22 protein-coding genes are annotated in these 17,965 nt (G+C 26.4%); 1 reads left to right on the forward strand and 21 read right to left on the reverse strand.

Going from position 1 to position 17,965, the window contains the following annotated elements:
* Window positions 1-218 precede the first annotated feature (218 nt).
* From BN7997_RS11565 to BN7997_RS11615, 11 genes are all read right to left on the reverse strand, one after another.
* The gene (locus BN7997_RS11565; RefSeq protein ID WP_071120926.1) at window positions 219-1,061 is read right to left on the reverse strand and encodes an NADase-type glycan-binding domain-containing protein; all 843 of its coding nucleotides are present in this window, start codon (window positions 1,059-1,061) and stop codon (window positions 219-221) included.
* A gap of 115 nt (window positions 1,062-1,176) precedes the next feature.
* Window positions 1,177-3,294, reverse strand: a complete 2,118-nt coding sequence (locus BN7997_RS11570) for a DNA topoisomerase III (RefSeq protein ID WP_071120927.1) — start codon at window positions 3,292-3,294, stop codon at window positions 1,177-1,179.
* Window positions 3,295-3,656: 362 nt separating this feature from the next.
* On the reverse strand, window positions 3,657-4,049 hold the full coding sequence (locus BN7997_RS11575) for a hypothetical protein (protein WP_071120928.1): 393 nt from the start codon (window positions 4,047-4,049) through the stop codon (window positions 3,657-3,659).
* A 430-nt stretch (window positions 4,050-4,479) separates the two neighbouring features.
* The gene (locus BN7997_RS11580; protein WP_071120929.1) at window positions 4,480-5,316 is read right to left on the reverse strand and encodes a sulfurtransferase; all 837 of its coding nucleotides are present in this window, start codon (window positions 5,314-5,316) and stop codon (window positions 4,480-4,482) included.
* Between the two features lie 382 nt (window positions 5,317-5,698).
* Entirely contained in the window at window positions 5,699-6,070 is a 372-nt protein-coding gene (locus BN7997_RS11585; RefSeq protein WP_071120930.1) for a NifB/NifX family molybdenum-iron cluster-binding protein, read from the reverse strand.
* On the reverse strand, window positions 6,070-6,429 hold the full coding sequence (locus BN7997_RS11590) for an ArsR/SmtB family transcription factor (protein ID WP_071120931.1): 360 nt from the start codon (window positions 6,427-6,429) through the stop codon (window positions 6,070-6,072). Before BN7997_RS11590 ends, BN7997_RS11585 begins: the two co-directional genes overlap by 1 nt.
* A gap of 78 nt (window positions 6,430-6,507) precedes the next feature.
* Window positions 6,508-6,984 (reverse strand): flavodoxin family protein, encoded by a 477-nt coding sequence (locus BN7997_RS11595; RefSeq protein ID WP_071120932.1) that lies wholly within the window; start codon window positions 6,982-6,984, stop codon window positions 6,508-6,510.
* A gap of 163 nt (window positions 6,985-7,147) precedes the next feature.
* Window positions 7,148-7,339 (reverse strand): hypothetical protein, encoded by a 192-nt coding sequence (locus tag BN7997_RS11600; protein WP_071120933.1) that lies wholly within the window; start codon window positions 7,337-7,339, stop codon window positions 7,148-7,150.
* 113 nt (window positions 7,340-7,452) lie between these two features.
* Window positions 7,453-7,752 carry a DUF898 family protein gene (locus BN7997_RS11605; protein ID WP_071120934.1) on the reverse strand — a complete coding sequence of 100 codons (300 nt, stop codon included), beginning with the start codon at window positions 7,750-7,752 and terminating at the stop codon, window positions 7,453-7,455.
* 184 nt (window positions 7,753-7,936) lie between these two features.
* Window positions 7,937-8,539 carry a DUF975 family protein gene (locus tag BN7997_RS11610; protein ID WP_071120935.1) on the reverse strand — a complete coding sequence of 201 codons (603 nt, stop codon included), beginning with the start codon at window positions 8,537-8,539 and terminating at the stop codon, window positions 7,937-7,939.
* 371 nt (window positions 8,540-8,910) lie between these two features.
* Window positions 8,911-9,276 carry a putative periplasmic lipoprotein gene (locus tag BN7997_RS11615; protein WP_071120936.1) on the reverse strand — a complete coding sequence of 122 codons (366 nt, stop codon included), beginning with the start codon at window positions 9,274-9,276 and terminating at the stop codon, window positions 8,911-8,913.
* 242 nt (window positions 9,277-9,518) lie between these two features.
* Between BN7997_RS11615 and BN7997_RS11620 the strand changes: the two genes are divergently transcribed.
* Complete coding sequence (locus tag BN7997_RS11620) at window positions 9,519-10,181, forward strand: PepSY domain-containing protein (protein ID WP_071120937.1); 663 nt, start codon at window positions 9,519-9,521, stop codon at window positions 10,179-10,181.
* A 71-nt stretch (window positions 10,182-10,252) separates the two neighbouring features.
* On the opposite strand, the gene BN7997_RS11625 is transcribed toward BN7997_RS11620, so the two are convergent.
* From BN7997_RS11625 to BN7997_RS11670, 10 genes are all read right to left on the reverse strand, one after another.
* Window positions 10,253-11,263 carry a LacI family DNA-binding transcriptional regulator gene (locus BN7997_RS11625; protein ID WP_071120938.1) on the reverse strand — a complete coding sequence of 337 codons (1,011 nt, stop codon included), beginning with the start codon at window positions 11,261-11,263 and terminating at the stop codon, window positions 10,253-10,255.
* A gap of 202 nt (window positions 11,264-11,465) precedes the next feature.
* Window positions 11,466-11,663 (reverse strand): hypothetical protein, encoded by a 198-nt coding sequence (locus BN7997_RS11630; protein WP_071120939.1) that lies wholly within the window; start codon window positions 11,661-11,663, stop codon window positions 11,466-11,468.
* 98 nt (window positions 11,664-11,761) lie between these two features.
* Window positions 11,762-12,535, reverse strand: coding sequence for a 2-dehydro-3-deoxy-D-gluconate 5-dehydrogenase KduD (kduD, locus tag BN7997_RS11635; RefSeq protein WP_071120940.1), 774 nt, complete (start codon window positions 12,533-12,535; stop codon window positions 11,762-11,764).
* A gap of 19 nt (window positions 12,536-12,554) precedes the next feature.
* A complete protein-coding gene (locus BN7997_RS11640) occupies window positions 12,555-12,977 on the reverse strand; it encodes a PTS sugar transporter subunit IIA (RefSeq protein WP_071120941.1) in 423 nt (140 codons plus the stop codon).
* Window positions 12,978-13,070: 93 nt separating this feature from the next.
* Window positions 13,071-13,907 (reverse strand): PTS system mannose/fructose/sorbose family transporter subunit IID, encoded by an 837-nt coding sequence (locus BN7997_RS11645; protein WP_071121418.1) that lies wholly within the window; start codon window positions 13,905-13,907, stop codon window positions 13,071-13,073.
* Entirely contained in the window at window positions 13,897-14,685 is a 789-nt protein-coding gene (locus BN7997_RS11650) for a PTS mannose/fructose/sorbose/N-acetylgalactosamine transporter subunit IIC (protein ID WP_071120942.1), read from the reverse strand. The genes BN7997_RS11645 and BN7997_RS11650 overlap by 11 nt, the downstream gene beginning before the upstream one ends.
* Window positions 14,686-14,707: 22 nt before the next feature.
* The gene (locus BN7997_RS11655; RefSeq protein WP_071120943.1) at window positions 14,708-15,205 is read right to left on the reverse strand and encodes a PTS sugar transporter subunit IIB; all 498 of its coding nucleotides are present in this window, start codon (window positions 15,203-15,205) and stop codon (window positions 14,708-14,710) included.
* Between the two features lie 24 nt (window positions 15,206-15,229).
* Complete coding sequence (locus BN7997_RS11660) at window positions 15,230-16,453, reverse strand: glycoside hydrolase family 88 protein (protein WP_071120944.1); 1,224 nt, start codon at window positions 16,451-16,453, stop codon at window positions 15,230-15,232.
* A 21-nt stretch (window positions 16,454-16,474) separates the two neighbouring features.
* A complete protein-coding gene (kduI, locus tag BN7997_RS11665; RefSeq protein WP_071120945.1) occupies window positions 16,475-17,305 on the reverse strand; it encodes a 5-dehydro-4-deoxy-D-glucuronate isomerase in 831 nt (276 codons plus the stop codon).
* A gap of 273 nt (window positions 17,306-17,578) precedes the next feature.
* On the reverse strand, window positions 17,579-17,938 hold the full coding sequence (locus tag BN7997_RS11670; protein WP_071120946.1) for a hypothetical protein: 360 nt from the start codon (window positions 17,936-17,938) through the stop codon (window positions 17,579-17,581).
* Between the last annotated feature and the right edge of the window lie 27 nt (window positions 17,939-17,965).

Consider the following 17,965-nt stretch of genomic DNA (forward strand, 5'->3'; position numbering starts at 1 on the left):
TCCTCTCTTCATTAGCATTTTACAAAATAACTTATTTTTTGACAAACGATAAAATATACTATATCATAAACCAAGTCTTATTAACAGTATAAAAAACAAAGGATGCTTAGTATAAAATTATAATTACAATAATTTAAAAGATTATCTAATTTAAACTTAGTTTACTTGCAGATATAAAAATAGCCTAAGATAAAATTTACCTTAGGCTATTTTTATATCTATAATTCTTGTCCATATACAGATATTTCTGATATGCATGTATCTTTATATACTCTACCATTAGTATATACTTCTTGGATAATGACTTTAACTGAATTTGTATTTATTCCACCAATATCTATAGTTTGGTACTCCATATTATTATCTTCTAGCTCATATACTTGTTGGCTCTTATCTGAAAACTCTATAATAACTTTTTTAACTCTATTATTTTTCATATATGTTTTTTGATTTTTACTAAATCCATTTATTATATCTATTTTATCAACTCTAAATGTATTATTACTTGAAAACTGTATAAATTGTCCTATTCCATCATCACTTACACCTTCTATCCAAGCAGTGGATGGATTATCACCAATAACATTTTCAACTTTATAATTCATAGACTTTTGAATTAAATGAGATGATGCATATACATTATCCCAAGTTATAAGATTTGATGTAACTTTATTATCAACTTGTATTGTATCATTTTCTGTTTTTTCTTTTATTTTTGCTCCCAAGGCCACTACACCTTTTATAATACCGCCTTCAGTATCTTCTTTATTAAACAATTCTTTTAATAATTTAATCGACTCTTCATATTTTTCATTTTCATAATACTCAGTAGCTAAAAGCAATTTATCTAACTGACCATTAAGATTTGAATATCCATCTATTTTGCTTCCTCCATTTTGTGATACATATACTAATAATCCCTTGGCTTGTTCAAACTCTTCTTTTGCTATTAAATCCTTACTAGATTTAACAGCATTTTCAAGCATTGCTATCTTATCATTACTACTGCATCCAGTTAGTAAAATTGTACTTGTAAGTATTATTGTTGCTAATCTTTTCACAGGTGCCTCCTAATATTTGTTCTAACTATATATAATACCATTTTTACCATTTTAAGTTATTAATTTTTAGAAGTAAAATATATAAATATTTTAAGTCGATTTTATAAAATTTATATTATTTTTTTAACTTAGCTAAAGCTTGTGCAAATGGATTATTAAAATTCTCTACATCTTTATTTTGACTTTTTAAGTATTTATTTATGTCTTTTTTAGATGCTTTATTTTTATCTTCTTGTTTTCTCTTATTATATGCTGATAATTTTTCTCTATGTCCACAAGAACATATAAATGTTTTTGCTTCTCCTTCACCACGAAGCTCTAGTTTTTTATGACAAACAGGACATCTTGAGTTAGTTATTTGAGATACTGTTTTTCTAGTGTTACATTCTCTATCTTCACAAACTAACATCTTTCCTCTTTTTCCCTTAACTTCAAGCATATACTTACCACATTCAGGACATCTATTTTTAGTTAGATTATCATGTTTAAACTTACTATCACTATTTTTAATTTCTTTAACTATATCTTTTGAATAATCTTTCATTTCTTTTATAAATATATTTTTATTTAACTTTCCTTTAGATATATCTTGTAATTTCTTTTCCCAACTTGATGTAAGCTCTGGAGTTCTTAACTCTGTTGGCACAAGGTCTAATAGTTGCTTTCCTTTAGAAGTTATTAATATATCTTTCCCTTTTTGATCTATTAAAAATGAATTAAATAATTTTTCTATTATATCTGCCCTAGTTGCAACTGTTCCTAAATTATTTTTTTCCATAGCTGTTAAAAGAGTAGCTTCATTTAAATAAGTTGGAGGATTAGTTTTACCAACCTTTACTTTAATATCATCTATTTTTAATATAGAATTTTTACTTATATTAGGCATACTTTCATAATTTTCTTCATCATCTAAGTCTTTGTAAGTTTCCTTCCATCCTAAGCTATTTATTTTATTACCTTTAGCTACAAATATTTCACCTTCTACATTACCTTTGACTTTTGTTTCTGTATATTCAAAAGGTGGACATAATACACTTAAAAATCTTTTAACAACAAGATCAAAGATCTTTCTTTCCTTCTCACTTAAGTTACTTATAAATACTCTTTCTTCTGTAGGTATTATTGCATGATGGTCACTTACTTTTGAATCATCAACAAATGATTTATTTACTTTTATATTTGATTTAAGTAATTTATTACAAACTTTTGAATACTCACTTACATTCACTGCTTTTATTCTATCCTTTAATGTATCAACTATATCACTTGTTAAATATCTTGAATCTGTTCTTGGATATGTAAGTACTTTATGATGCTCATATAGTTTTTGCATTATTGATAATGTTTCCTTTGCTGAAAATCCATATATTTTATTTGCATCTCTTTGTAACTCAGTTAAGTCATATAATCCAGGTGAATATTTCTTCTTATCTACTTTATTAACTTCTACAATTTCTAAATCTTTATTCTTTATTTTATTATATATATTATCTATCTTATCTTTACTAAATGTTGATGTTAGATTTTTCTTATCTTGCCAAGTAAACTTTACTATTTCATTTGATATTTTAGTTTTCACTTCTAAAGTATAGTATTCTCTTGGTGTAAAATTTCTTATTTCTTCTTCTCTTTTATGTATCATTGCAAGTGTTGGAGTTTGTACTCTTCCGCAAGAAAGTTGTGCATTAAACTTTGTTGTAAGAGCACGAGTTGCATTTATTCCAACAATCCAATCAGCTTCAGCTCTTGCTATTGCTGAGTTATATAAATTTTCATATTTTGATGCTTCTTTTAAATTTTTAAATCCATCTTTTATAGCCTTATCTGTACTTGATGATATCCAAAGGCGTTTTAATGGCTTATTTGTATTACACTTTTGTAATATCCATCTTGCAACTAATTCACCTTCACGCCCTGCATCTGTTGCTATTACTATTTTTCCTACATCATCTCTATTTATTTGAGATTTTACTATATTAAATTGCTTACTAGTTTTTTTTATTACTACAGTTTTTAGATGCTTTGGTAGTATTGGTAACTCATCTATATTCCATGCCTTATACTTTTGATCATAACTTTCTGGATCTGCCAATGTAACTAAGTGCCCTAATGCCCATGTTACTATATACTTACTTCCTTCTATATATCCATTTTTATCATTTTTACATTCTAATACTCTAGCTATATCTCTACCTACTGAAGGTTTCTCTGCTAATACTAATGTTTTTTTCATAAGTTTTCCTTCCTTAATCGCCATTTTGTTTTATAGTATATAGTATACCACTTGTATATAGTATATTTTAACTTTTTAATTTTTATAAACTATAAAATATATCTACATATAAAAAAGACTAACTTCTTCGAAAGTAGTTAGTCTTTTAACCCGTACATTATATTTTTATAAAGTTGTAGTTTTATATGCATACACCCGAACAATTAAAATAAATGTATTTTAGGTAGGCATATCTAAAAGAGTTTTAGATATGCCTAATAATATTATATGAATTAGCAGTTTATATATTCTATATTAGTTTTTTTATAAATATAATTTTTTTCATTACAAGTATTATTATTTAAATAAGATAACATAATACTTTATTCTAAAAATACCCATATTATATTTACTATAAAATAAGATATAAAAATAGTTCCAATACCTGAAACAAACTCATTAACTCCTACATTAGCAATTTTGTTAGCCACAAAAGGCATACTTATAAATATAATACATGTAAAAATAAACTTTAATATTAAACTATACATATTTTTAAAACTCGAATACTCTTCATCATTTGTATAAAAATCTTTTTCCTGATTCTCACTTTTTATACATCTAGATTCATCTTGTATATTCCTATTTTTCAAATTTATCATATTTTTCTTATTTATATATTTAACTCTTCCATTTTGGTAAACTATCTCCATACTCTTTATTTCTTCTGAGTATTGTTTTAGTCTTTCATCAAAATTATTATTCACTTTTTCCATATCATATCCTCCACAATTCATATTCATTTTTGGATATGTTCATATCTTCTTATTAATAGAATATACAAATGTGCCATATATTGTACCAATTTATTATAATAAAAATAATGTATACTTATTAAATTTAATAATTTATTATTGTAATATCTATAAATACATCAGTCATTTGATAAATTGCTTGAACAAATAATTTCAAAATATCATTTTTTAATACTAAAACTATTAATAAAACTTTTGTCTAGATGTTATTAATATAATTTACTTATATATAAAAAATTCGCTTCGCTCATGTCGCCAACGACTTCGTCCGTTACTCAAAATCTTTTTTACGCTCAAAACCAGTTGATTGATATTACTTACATTCAGAAGTTATCCACATTTTTTAAAATATTATAATATCCTTAAGCGTAAAAAAGTAGAAGATTAACTCCTACTTTGTCTCTACTATATTTTCATCATAGCTTATCCAATCACTAAAGCTACCAGCATAAAGTTTATGTCTAATTCCAGCCTCACTAAGTGCTAAGCTATTTGGGCATGCAGTAATACCTGATCCACAATAAACTATTACTTCATCATAGTCCATAAGCTCTGCAAACTGTTTTTTTAGTTCATTTTGTGATTTTAAGTATAATTTATCATCATCTTTTTCAAGTATGTCCATCCAAAAATAATTAACAGCACCAGGTATATGTCCAGCCTTTTTGTCAACTGGTTCAAATTCTCCTATATATCTTTTATATTCCCTTGAGTCTATGATAACTACATTTTCATTCTCAAGTCTTTCTCTAACATATTCCATATCTACTTTCATATGTTCTTGAATACTTATATCTAACTTTCCTTTATTAGATTTAGCATTTTCAGTTGATATTTCTCCACCTAATTCTTTAAAAGCTTCTAATCCTCCATCTAATACGTATGCTTTTTCATGTCCTAGATATTTTAATATCCACCATAATCTAGAAGCTCCTGCTAAATCTCCTTCATCATAAGATATAACTATAGAATCATTGCTTATACCTATATTTTCAAATGTATTTTTTAGCTCTTTTACACTTGGAATAGGATGTCTTCCTCCATGATTTTTTACTATACTAGATAATTCTGTTTCTATATCTACTCTTTTAGCTCCCTTTATATGACCCTTTTCATATGATTTTTTGCCGTATTCTTTATCCATTAAGTTAAATCTACAATCAACTATTACTATATTTTTATCGTTTATATTATCTTTTAACCATTTTGCACTTACTAGATTATTCATATTGATTACTCCTATGTATTAAATTTAAATTAAACGTTTATATACACTTTCTTACTAAACTTTTTTAATCTCTATATTTTAACAATTTATGTTTTTATTTTATCATATTTTATATTATTTTTTATCTTTATTTTAATCATATCATATATAAAACTATTCACTTTTTCTTTTAAATACGATAATATTAAGAATACTTAATCATTCTCAAATCCTGGTAATCTAAGGAAGTATTTTCTATTATTTCTTTGCATAAAAATGCCCCCTTAAAGTAGATACAAGTCTTTTTTACTTGTTCCTACTTTAAGGGGTTCAGTTCAATATAGATTAATCCTTTTTTACATTACAAAATTATATTTAAAGCTAAGTTTTACTTTGACTAATTTTAATGATGTTCGCATCCATCATGTGAGCAAGTATGATTTCTCGAAAACTCTTGAAGTTTATTTTCTTTATACAACTGTAAGTTATCTTTTATAGTTTCACCTTGTGCTTTATAAACCTTTATTCCCATTGAATTTAATTTTGCTATAGCACCCTGACCTATACCTCCAACTATAACTGCATCAACTACATTTCCTGCTAATGCTTTTATAGGTTGGCACATACCATGTTCATGACCTAAATCACCATTATTTATAGTGCTTAAATCACCACTTTCTAAATCGCATACTACAAACATTGGAGCTGATCCAAAATGACCAAATGGTCTACTTTCTAATCCATTATTAACTTCTACTGGTACACATATTTTCATTATAATAACCCCTTTCTTTTACAGCACATTTGTGCTGATTTACAATTGTCACTACAACCTATTGTGCTTACAGTAATATCATTTAGTATATTTTCAGTATCACTTATCGAGTTTATAAATGATACACATTTATTAAAAATGCCCTCATTTATATGATATAACATATAATATCCTTCTTTATATCCAGTAATTATATTAGCTTCTTTTAAAACTTTTATATGCTGTGATACTGCTGAATCTGATATACCTAAGTACTTTGATATACCTTTTTGGCATACACTTCGTTTTGAAACTAAAAGTAATATATTAAGTCTAGTTTCATCACTTAATGCTTTGAATACTTTAACTAGCTTTTCCATAAAACCCTCTTTTGATTAAGTAATTACTTAATTAAATTGTAGTGATCTTAATTAAATAATTCAAGTTCTATTTTATTTTTATAAATTTTTTATCCAATTTATAGTTTTATTTATATTTTCTTCTTTATTATTTTTTAATGGTTCTATATATTCTATCTCACCTATAATTTTATTTCCTTTTAACTGCTTTTTTAAATTGTCAAAGCACTTATTTGATCTACCACCTGCATGACATACAAATAATCCAATTTCCTTATTTTTTATTTTATATTCATTAAAAAATGTATTAAATGGAGCTGCATATGTTCCTACCCATATAGGTGTGCCTATAAATATTTTATCGTATATACTTATATCTATATATTTATTTAAAAGCTTTGGCTTCTCTTTTAAAATTACACTTTTTCCACCCCATAAATATTTCTTAAATCCTTTATTAGGATATTGTTTTTTAGTTCTTAATTCTAAAACATCTGAATTTAATTCATTTTTTATAGTATCCGCAATTAGTTTTGTGTTCCCTTCTAATGAATAATATATAACTAAACTCTTCATATTCTCCTCCTTTCTTTCTCAACTATAAATATATTAATATACTTATATTTGAATTATATTGCTATATACTTAATATTATACAAATTAGAAAAGGAGGATATTTATCCTCCCATTTTTTAACTTATATAACAAACTATATACTCTTTATTCATTTTTTATAAATTTATATAGAACTTATAACTATATCACTTTTAGTTATATCTAAATACTTCTTATTACTTATATATATACTTTTTGCAAATCTATATAAAGATAATTTATATTCTTCAACTAAATCAACAAACTCTTCTTTACTGATGTCATTTTTATTTATATTTATTATTTTTATACTTATATTGGCGCCAATACTTAACACCTCATCACCTCCTACATGTATAAGACTGATAAGCTTTTACAAAAGTTCCCAGAATGTATTTTATATTAATATAAAATAAAAATCACCCTGATTTACTTATCAAGGTGATTTTATTATTCAAATATAGTATTTTCAGTTTTCCATTGTAACATTTTTATATATAGCCAGAATCCATATATTCCAAAAGTTATTATAGTTAATATCCACCATTTTATATAGTTCATAAATAAACTTGATCCAGTTCCAATAAACTTAAGTCTTCTGCCTTCTATTACTGTATTATTTATTTGCCACTTATATTTTATACACATAGCCCATGGCGTTGCTATACCAAATGTTAGTACACTTATTACCCAAGCTAATATATTAACGCCTATTAATCCTAACAGGCTACCTTCAAATCTTGAATTCATTATGTCATCCTCCTCGTTGATATATTTTCATATTATATATTAAGAAACTTTTTATGTCTATTTTTAATTATTGATATCTTATCTAAAATAATATTTCCTTCTAGCAACAAATATCAAAGTAAAATATAAATAGCTATAAAAATAATTAATTATTATATTAACTATTTTTATAGCTATATTGACTTTAATTTTTAATTTCTAGATAGAAATTAGTTAAAGTTGCACTGTAATAAGGTAGTACATATAATCCCGCAATACCAAAAGTTATTCCCATTAATATTACCCATCCTAGAAAACTTAACTCTAATACAAAAAGATCCATTTTATGACCTTTCATAATTCTAGAACTTTCTTTTAAGCAATCTATTATAGACATTTCTGGATTTTCAGCCATTATATAATATACTTGAGAATACATAAAAGATAGTATTATCCCTGGAATTATAAGCAATATAGTTCCTATAGAAACTATAATCCCAACTAATAATGTAACTCCAATAGCCCTTAGTATATTATTAAATCCATACCATAAATCTGAAAATTTAGGATTTGATCTATTTGCTAAGTTTGTAAAAAATTTACATTGACCTATAGTTAATGGACCAGTTATAACTAATGTTATAATTGGAATTATAATAGCTATAGCAAGTGATTCATCATTAATCTCAACTAAAAGATTTGGTATACAAGATATTAATGTACATACTATAATGATACCTATAGCTAATCCCCAATTATTTTTTAATTGATTCTTAGCATTTTGCTTTAGCTCACTTCGTAAAATCATAATATCCCCCTCCTATAATATAATACTATGCTTATTTAAATTACTTGTTACTATTACTATAATTATGTCAATCAGATTAAAATATTTCTTATTCACACTTATATAGTTTTATATAAATCAAATATATAAAAAAAATAAGGCTCTCCATCAAATATAAAACTAAAATAGTATATTATTTTTATTTAAGTATTCTATTATTTAAAATCTCATTCATAGTAAAATCCATATAAAAAATTAAACATAAAATAATGCTTTCTTTTAACTATTGATATACTCATTAGATTTTTAAGTTAATATATAAAAAACAAAATATAAGAAGTATATCTTTAATATTTATAAAACTTAAGAATATACTTTTTATATTTTACTCTCTAATTTTTTTCTATTATTTTTAGTAACGTTAACTGACTTCCCTCATCTTCTATAATATATTCTATAGTAATATTTGTTTTTTCACTCTCTAATTCACTAAAATCTTCATTTATTAATTTTAAAGTACTAACTGCATAATAATTACCATCTTCTCCTAATAATTCAAATGAGTGGTTATCTATAAATCCACAAAATATTCCGCTTATCTTTCCTTCAACAGGTATATTCCAATTAGAATCTATTTCTAAACTTTCTATATTATTAACTAAATTATATTTTTGCTCATTATCGATTTGAAGTTCTTTAGTTGAGCTACATCCTACTAAAAGCATCGCACTTAATACTATAGTAATTAATTTTTTCATATTTTCCTCCTTAGTAATTTATAGATTATATATTAATATTGTCAAATTATATATAATCTATAAATTATATTATCTAATAGAAAAATTTATTCTCATTAATAATAAATTTACTCATACTATACATATAAGGATTAAAATCACGTAAAACTATGTTATTTTTTGTATTTTTTAATAAAAAATTGCGGATGAATTTTCAGAATTATTTTATAATAAATTTACTATTTAAAAATTGGAGGCAAAATATGAAAAGAAAATTATTAACTATGTCAGCTTTAGCACTAGTTTGTGGTGTAAGTGTAGCTTGTAGTAGTAATACTTCTGCTAATGTTAATACTAATAGTGCTAATACTAATATTTCTCAAGAAAATACTTCTTCTCAAAATAATATAAACAACAATAATACAAATGCTAAAATAACTAGTGATAAAGCTAAAGAAATAGCTTTAAATCATGCTAATCTATCAGAAAATCAAGTTACATTTATAAAGTCAAATATTGATTACGATGATGGAATGAAAGCTTACGATGTTGAGTTCTATCATAACAATCAAGAGTATGATTATAAAATTGATGCAAATAGTGGTGCCATTGTAGAATATGATCTTGATATTGAAAACTATGTTATACCACAAACAAATACTAATTCAAATACAAATATACCAAATAATAATTTAAATAATTCTAATACTCAAATAATATCTGATGCAAAAGCTAAAGAAATAGCTTTAAATCATGCTAATTTATCAAAAAATCAAGTATCATATATAAATGCTCATTTAGATTATGATGATGGTATACAAGTTTATGATGTATCTTTATATGTAAATGATGTAGAATATAGCTATGAAATCAATGCACAAAATGGTAATATAGTATCATATGAAATGGATTCTATATATGACTAAAAAATAAAGCTACCCTTAAAGGTAGCTTTCACTTTTTATCAAAGCATTTTCTGATGTAATAAGTATGTTAACTATAAGTTTGTTGATTCTTTCCAAGCTATATTACAGTCAAATACTGCTGAATCTAAAACACTGTCTCTATTTTCTATCATATCTATAAGTAGCTTTGTAGCATGTTTGCCTTCTTGATAAGTAGGTTGATCAATCGTAGTCACTGATGGAGATGCATAAATTGTCCAGTTCCAATTGTCAAATCCTATTATTCCAACTTGATTTGGTATATCCCAACCTATATATTTTGAAGCTCTAAATACTTTTTGTAGGATTTTATCATGTGCTGCAAATATTGCTACCTTTTTACTTATATTTATATACTTCATTAATTCTTTACTTAGTTCTATATAAGATGTTTGGCTTTCTACCTTAATTATATTACTATTAGCACCAATTGATTGAATTGCATCTATAAAACCATTTTTTCTCTCTATTCTAGTGATAGAAGTATCTAAATCTTCGGATATAAATATAAATTCTTCATATCCTCTATTATAAAGTTGAGTTATAGCTTTAAAAGTAATATCATAATTATTAGTTTTCACATATTTACCTTTAAATTTAGGGCTAACACGATCTACACAGACTATTTTTTTACCCGCTTTTTCAATAGCTGCAACAAGTTTATCAAATTGCATTGTAGGTTGTACAATAAATCCATCTACACCCATATCTAACATTCTTTCAATGTATTTTTTTTCATTTATATATTCAAAATTACTATTTCCAAATATAATTTGATAATCTTCCTTTCTTGCTATATCATCTATTCCCTTTACTATATTGTTACTAAATGGATTAGTTATATCGGCAACAATAACCCCTATTAAGCGTGACTTTTTTGACTTTAAACTCTGAGCCATTATATTAGGAGTATAATTTGTTTCTTCAATTACTTTCTCTATTCTCTTCCTTGTATCATAAGACATTTTATCAAATTTTTCATTTAAATAAAAAGATACTGTTGTTTTTGATGTATTTGCTTTTAACGCTATATCCTTTATAGTTAATTTTTTCCGTTCATTCACATATATACCTCCTTTTAACTAATTTCTAATCTTATTATATTATACCATATTTTGTATATTAGGTTAGATAAAGGATAAGTATGTGATTTAATCAGTATTTTATTACTTCTTTTTTTATACCTTCATTATTCTTACTTATAAGGACTACCTTACCATAAATATGATATCCATCTACACTCAGTAATTTCTTCCCTTTAAATATTTAATTATGACATATTGTGAGTATATAAGTATTTTCTTTATTTATTATTTTTATGGCTTCAGCTTCATGGTCTTTTAATGCTCTACCATTACAATTTCTAACAGGTATTTTTTCAGTACCTATATCACTTTCTTTTTTTGAACTATTAATAACTGTAAGAATTGATGTAAATCCATCTCCTTTTAATGTAGTAATCAATTTATATTCATATTGACTCTCTAGTTAAATTTTTTACTTACATAAAAGAGTTGCTTAACGTATAAGCAACTCTTTTTATCTATCGATTATGTTATCCATTATCTTACTAACCATCCACCATCAACAGCTAATATATGTCCATTTACATAATCAGATGCTTTACTTGCTAAGAATACAACAGTTCCCATTAAATCTTCTACTCTACCCCATCTTTCACATGGTATTCTTGAAAGTATTTCTTTGTTTCTATTTTCATCAGCTCTAATTGGTGCTGTATTTGCAGTCTCTATGTATCCAGGTGCTATGGCATTTATTTGAACATTATATGCTGCTAATTCATTTGCAAAAGCTTTTGTTAATCCTGCAACTCCATGCTTACTTGCAGTGTATGGTGGTACAAACTTTCCACCTTGGAAAGATAGCATTGAAGCTATATTTATTATTTTACCGCTTTTTTGATTAACCATTATTTTTGCTACTTCTTGTGATAAATGGTAAACTGCATTTAAGTTTATATCTATTACAGCATTCCAATCTTCTTCTTTATATTCTAATAATGGAGCTCTTCTTATTGTACCTGCATTATTAACTAATATATCTATTCTTGAATATTCTTTTAAACATGTTGATATTACTTCTTCTCTACATTCTTTCTTAGTTAAATCACCTTTAACAAAAACTATTTTTCTTCCTAACCCTTCAACTATTTCTTTTACTTCGCTTATATTGTCATCAAATGTTGTTACTAATAAATCCGCTCCACAACTTGCTAGAGCTTCTGCATAAGCCATACCTAATCCGGTATTTCCTCCTGTAACTATTGCTACTTTTCCACTTAAATTAAAAAAATCTAACGAAAATTTATTTCCCATTTTTTATCCCCCAAATTTTTTATATTTCCTGCGATACTAAATCTTTTCTGCATACTATTGATGTCATATTTTGAATATTATTTACAGCCGTATTTATTATATTTTTAAGTTCATCTTCTACATTTAATACTAATGTATTCATAACAACTTCAAGAATACATCCAACTGAAACTCCGCCTATTACAAATTGATTTTCTGAAGCTTCATTTAACAGTATTTCTCTTGATGCAATTTGAAATGGTGCTCCACCTGTCATATCTGCAAAAATTATTAAATCCTTATTATTTGCTACATATTCTTGAACCATCACTGTATAATCATTATGAGTTAATTCTTCATTTAAATTTATTGCATCTATATTATTACTTACTCCTGTTAATAACTTTATTGCTGACTTTATTCCTGTTGCATATTCACCATGTCCTACTATTAATATTTTCATATTCTCATCCCCTTATCATACTAAGTATAAAGACAATGATTTAGAGTTTCTCAAATCATTGTCTTTATCTATTTTTATTTCAAAATTATTAAACTATACAAGTATTCCTAATACTGACCCTAGTATACCTAATACTAATGTTAATCCTATTAACTTATACGTAGTCCACTTTTTCTTTTTTATTAAATAGAAAACAAATATTGTGAAAAGTGCTGGTAATAAAGATGGCGCTATTTTATCAAGCATTTCTTGTACAGACACTATTTTTTCTCCACCGTCAGGCATAGATGCTACATATTGAAGTCCTACATTTAATTTTACAAAAGATACTGCTAATCCTGATATAACTGTAACACCTATCATACTAGCTATAGATGAAATTTGTGCCATTTTTTCACTTAAAGTATCTATTATACTTGTTCCTAACTTATATCCATATAAACCTGTAAGTAGTTTTATAGCTAATAATATTAAATTCATTCCTAAGAAAAATAACAGTGGTCCAGCTACTAATCCATCTTGAGCTAAACTTGAACCTATTGTTGCTAAAAGTGGTGCTAAACAAAATTGTGCTAATGAATCACCTATACCTGCTAAAGGCCCCATTAATGCTAATTTAATTGATCTAGCATCTTCTGGTTTACTTCCATTATCTAACATTACTAATTGCATACTAGTTATAAATGGTAAGAAGTGAGGGTTTGAATTGAAAAACTCAACGTTTGAGCTTAAAGCTTCTTGAAATCCTTCTTCATCATCCTTATATATTTTCTTTAATGCAGGATATAATACATTTGCATATCCTAAGCCTTGATAGTTTCCATAGTTAAATCCATTTTGAAGAAAATATGCTCTCAATGATGTTTTTAAATAATCTTTTTTAGTTAAAGCTGTTTTAGAATTTCTTGTAGATATTGTATTAGATACCATCTTCAAATATTACCTCCCCATCATTATCATTGGAATCATTATTATTCCCCTTTATGTAATACACTAATAAAGCTACTGCTGTTCCTACAAATGCAACTCCCATTACTGGTAATTGTAAATATCCTATACATATATATCCAATTAAAACAAATGGTAATAATTCTATTTTTGCCATAACAGATAATATCATTGCAAATCCTATTGCTGGTAACATTACACCTGCAACTTTAAATCCATTTATTAACCACTCTGGTATATATGATATAGCTGTTTGTAATCCACTAGTACTCATGGCACCAACAAATCCTATTAAAAATCCTACTAATGCAAATACCCAAACTGTAGCATTAGCACCTATTTTAAATTTAGTATAGTTTCTTTCTTTTATACCATTAATTGCATACTGACTCATACCTGCTGTAGCTGTATATGTAGCTGTTATTAAAAATTGGAATGCAACTGCAAATGGGAATGATAAAGCTAATGCTGAAGCTGGATCTACTCCCTGACCCTTCATTGTAATTGCCATTAATGTACCTATAATACCAGGTCCCATTGGGTTTGGAGGAACTGTACCCCCTGCACCAACACCAAATCCCATAAATGCTAATTCACCTATAGCTCCCATAGCTAAGGCAGTTGGTATATCACCAAGTATAATACCTACCCCTAAAGATAATACTAAACAACGTGCTGAATATATCCCTAATAACATACCAGCTAAACAGAATCCAGTCCATATTCCGATAAGAATACCTTGAGTTAAAGTAATTTCCATTTATCTCCCCCCTTTTTTTATTTTAATTATATATATATTTAGTTATATCAACTTCAAGTGCACCATCATTTCCTGAAGGAGTAGTTTTAGTATTAAATTTCATATTATGCTTTTCAAGCAACTCTCTTAAAGCAGCTTTATCATTATCACCTAAGAATATAGAACGTGTAACGGCTTGTTTCCCTGGTGCATTGTGTATATTCCCTATGTTTATTTCATTTACTGGAACCCCACCATCAATAAGCTTTAAAGCATCTTCTGGAGTTTTTACTACTAAAAATATTTTTTGTTTAGGTGATGCCTTATGAATTAATTCGCAAGTTTTTTCTATTGAGAAAAATCTCATAGCTATTGTTTTTGGAACAACAGTCTTCATTAATGTTTGTTGTATTGTATCATTACTAGCTTCATCATTAGCTACTATTACCGTATTAACACCTAAAGCATTTAACCACATTTGTCCTTGACCATGTATTAATCTCTCATCAATTCTCATCATCTCAATATTTACATTACTCATTTTTACACTCCCCCTTTATATAATTTACCAATATAATTCCCAATCTTTATAGAATCTCATTAATGCTTCTAAGTAGAAGTAATCTCCCCATATATTACCTTCATCTACACCTTTACCTGAATGCCAAGAATAAACACCATGATATAAAATCGGTTTACCTTCTTCAATTTCTTCACTTGTATAATTCTCAATTAAAGATCTAAGTATATTATGCATTGCATATTTATAAACTTCTTTATCTGAATCTACCTCTGGTAAATACTTATTCATCTCATGCATTCCACAGACTGCTATAGCTGCAGCAGATGAATCTTTTGAATGACCATCACCATCCTTAAATATTAAATCCCAATAACATACATTATCTTCAGGTAATCTATTTAAGAAGTAGTTAGTCATCCCCTTATAAAGGTTAAAACAGCTTTCATTCTTAGTATACTTGTAGTTTAGAGGTATTCCATATACTCCCCATGCTTGACCTCTAGCCCATGATGAATCATCATTATATCCTTGTCTAGTTACACCTTTTAAAGGCTCTCCTGTTTCATTATTCATATAGAAAGTGTGATATGCTGATGCATCATCTCTTATTACATTATTACAAGATGTTACAAAGTGAGTATTAGCTATATCCCTATATTTATTATCTCCTGTAGTTTCACTCGCCCAATATAAAAGTGGTATATTAAGTAAACAGTCAATTATAAATCTATAGTGATCTTTATGGCCTAACTCTCCCCAAGCTTGAATGAATCCTCCAACTTCTTGATATCTAGAGATTAATTTATCTGCAGCTTTTATTGCTGCTATTTTAGCATCTAATGAATTTATTATCTTATATCCACTTACACAAGATAATGAATAAAGAAATCCTAAGTCATGATGATCTAATTCAATATTATTTTCTACTCTATTCTTAAATGATGCTACATTCTTTTCAGCTAACACCTTATATTTATCATCATTTGTATATTCATAAGCTAACCATAATAGTCCCGTCCAGAATCCATCTGTCCACTCTATATTTTCGATTATTTCATACTTATTTTGTTTAGTTGCTGATGATGGAAATTTATTTTTAAAATATTCCATATTAGCATCTATTTGACATATAGCACCTTCTATAGCTTTTTTAACTTCAGCTTTTGTCAAAAGTTCACTATTTAGAAATTCTAAAGATTTATTTATATTTTCTACTTCTATTGTCTTTATGTCTTTTAATTTTGCTAAACTTGCTTCAGCTATCATATTATCCCCCTCCTTAGTTATTTATCTTAATGTATCCATAGATATATGATCCAGATCAGTAAATGTTTGGTTTTCTCCACACATTCCCCATATAAATGTATAATTGCTTGTTCCTACTCCAGAATGTATTGACCAACTTGGAGAGATTATAGCCTGTTCATTCTTTACTATTAAGTGTCTTGTTTCTGTAGGTTCTCCCATTAAATGTATTACTCTTGTATCTTCTTCCATATCGAAGTAGAAATAAACTTCCATTCTTCTTTCATGAGTATGGCATGGCATTGTATTCCATGCACTTCCTGGTTCTAATATTGTAAGTCCCATTAATAACTGGCAACTTTCGCAAACATTTGGATGTACATATTGATATATTGTTCTTTTATTTAAAGTTGAATTGTCTCCCATTTTTACTGGATTTGCTTTTTCTATTTCTATTTTAACTGTCTTATATTCTTTATGTGCTGGTACTGAGTTTATATAAAATTTTGCAGGATTTTTTGGATTTGATGATTTGAATATGATGTCTTTATTCCCTTTTCCTATGTATAGACCATCTTTATTGTTTAGTGCGGATTCTTCACCATCTATCGAAACTATACCTTCGCCACCAACGTTTATAACTCCCATTTCTCTTCTTTCTAAGAAGTAATCAACCCCCATAGATTTACCTGCTTCTAATTTTAAACTTTCATTAACAGGTTTTATTCCTCCAAATATTATTCTATCTACATGGCTGTAAGTAAGTTCTACTTTATCATCACTAAAAATTTCTTCTACCATGTAATGCTCTCTTAATTGATTTGTGTCATACTTTTTTGAATCATTGGGATGATTTGCATATCGATTATTCATAAAATTCCTCCTATTTATAATATATCCATATGTATAAAACGTTTTATTAAACCGTTTTACTTATTACTTAATTACATTGTAAAACGTTATCCCAACAGTGTCAATAAGTTTTTTATATTTTTAATTTTGTATTTATAAGATGAATTATCATATTAAGTACAACACTTAAAAGTTTATAAAAAATAGCTCATATAGCAAATGAATTTTTAAAAATACCCTATATGGCAGACCTTTTTATTAGTTGTCTACTTTATAGGGTACATTTTAATTTGGTTAGTCTTTCTTATTTTTATATTTTTTATAAGATTTATAAATTGAATAATCTAATATCTCTCCTAATATTAAAATAATTAATATCTGTGGATATTTAAATATAGAATATATTGATATTCCAATAGTTCCTAAGATTAGAGCTATAATAACTCCTAATGTATTTCTTGCTTTTTTTCCATCTTCTAATTCTAAATCATCTAAACTTTTTTCAAGTTCTTCTTTTGCTCCAAATGAATATAACCTTTCACATACAAAAACTAAGAAGAATAATACTTTATTATTATAAGTTATTAAGTAAGCTATTATTGAAAGCATAGAAAATACTAACGCTGAGATTATATTCTTTTTATTGTGATTCATTAAAAAATGTCCTTTCTATTATCATAA

It is taken from the genome of Romboutsia timonensis (assembly GCF_900106845.1).
Classification (GTDB): Bacteria; Bacillota; Clostridia; order Peptostreptococcales; family Peptostreptococcaceae; genus Romboutsia; species Romboutsia timonensis.

Coding starts and splice junctions, on each gene's coding strand:
- BN7997_RS11570 (WP_071120927.1), bottom strand. CDS start 3,294: ATGAAAAAAACATTAGTATTAGCAGAGAAACCTTCAGTAGGTAGAGAT.
- BN7997_RS11575 (WP_071120928.1), bottom strand. CDS start 4,049: ATGGAAAAAGTGAATAATAATTTTGATGAAAGACTAAAACAATACTCA.
- BN7997_RS11580 (WP_071120929.1), bottom strand. CDS start 5,316: ATGAATAATCTAGTAAGTGCAAAATGGTTAAAAGATAATATAAACGAT.
- BN7997_RS11585 (WP_071120930.1), bottom strand. CDS start 6,070: ATGAAAATATGTGTACCAGTAGAAGTTAATAATGGATTAGAAAGTAGA.
- BN7997_RS11590 (WP_071120931.1), bottom strand. CDS start 6,429: ATGGAAAAGCTAGTTAAAGTATTCAAAGCATTAAGTGATGAAACTAGA.
- BN7997_RS11595 (WP_071120932.1), bottom strand. CDS start 6,984: ATGAAGAGTTTAGTTATATATTATTCATTAGAAGGGAACACAAAACTA.
- BN7997_RS11605 (WP_071120934.1), bottom strand. CDS start 7,752: ATGAATTCAAGATTTGAAGGTAGCCTGTTAGGATTAATAGGCGTTAAT.
- BN7997_RS11610 (WP_071120935.1), bottom strand. CDS start 8,539: ATGATTTTACGAAGTGAGCTAAAGCAAAATGCTAAGAATCAATTAAAA.
- BN7997_RS11615 (WP_071120936.1), bottom strand. CDS start 9,276: ATGAAAAAATTAATTACTATAGTATTAAGTGCGATGCTTTTAGTAGGA.
- BN7997_RS11620 (WP_071120937.1), top strand. CDS start 9,519: ATGAAAAGAAAATTATTAACTATGTCAGCTTTAGCACTAGTTTGTGGT.
- kduD (WP_071120940.1), bottom strand. CDS start 12,535: ATGGGAAATAAATTTTCGTTAGATTTTTTTAATTTAAGTGGAAAAGTA.
- BN7997_RS11640 (WP_071120941.1), bottom strand. CDS start 12,977: ATGAAAATATTAATAGTAGGACATGGTGAATATGCAACAGGAATAAAG.
- BN7997_RS11645 (WP_071121418.1), bottom strand. CDS start 13,907: ATGGTATCTAATACAATATCTACAAGAAATTCTAAAACAGCTTTAACT.
- BN7997_RS11650 (WP_071120942.1), bottom strand. CDS start 14,685: ATGGAAATTACTTTAACTCAAGGTATTCTTATCGGAATATGGACTGGA.
- BN7997_RS11655 (WP_071120943.1), bottom strand. CDS start 15,205: ATGAGTAATGTAAATATTGAGATGATGAGAATTGATGAGAGATTAATA.
- BN7997_RS11660 (WP_071120944.1), bottom strand. CDS start 16,453: ATGATAGCTGAAGCAAGTTTAGCAAAATTAAAAGACATAAAGACAATA.
- kduI (WP_071120945.1), bottom strand. CDS start 17,305: ATGAATAATCGATATGCAAATCATCCCAATGATTCAAAAAAGTATGAC.
- BN7997_RS11670 (WP_071120946.1), bottom strand. CDS start 17,938: ATGAATCACAATAAAAAGAATATAATCTCAGCGTTAGTATTTTCTATG.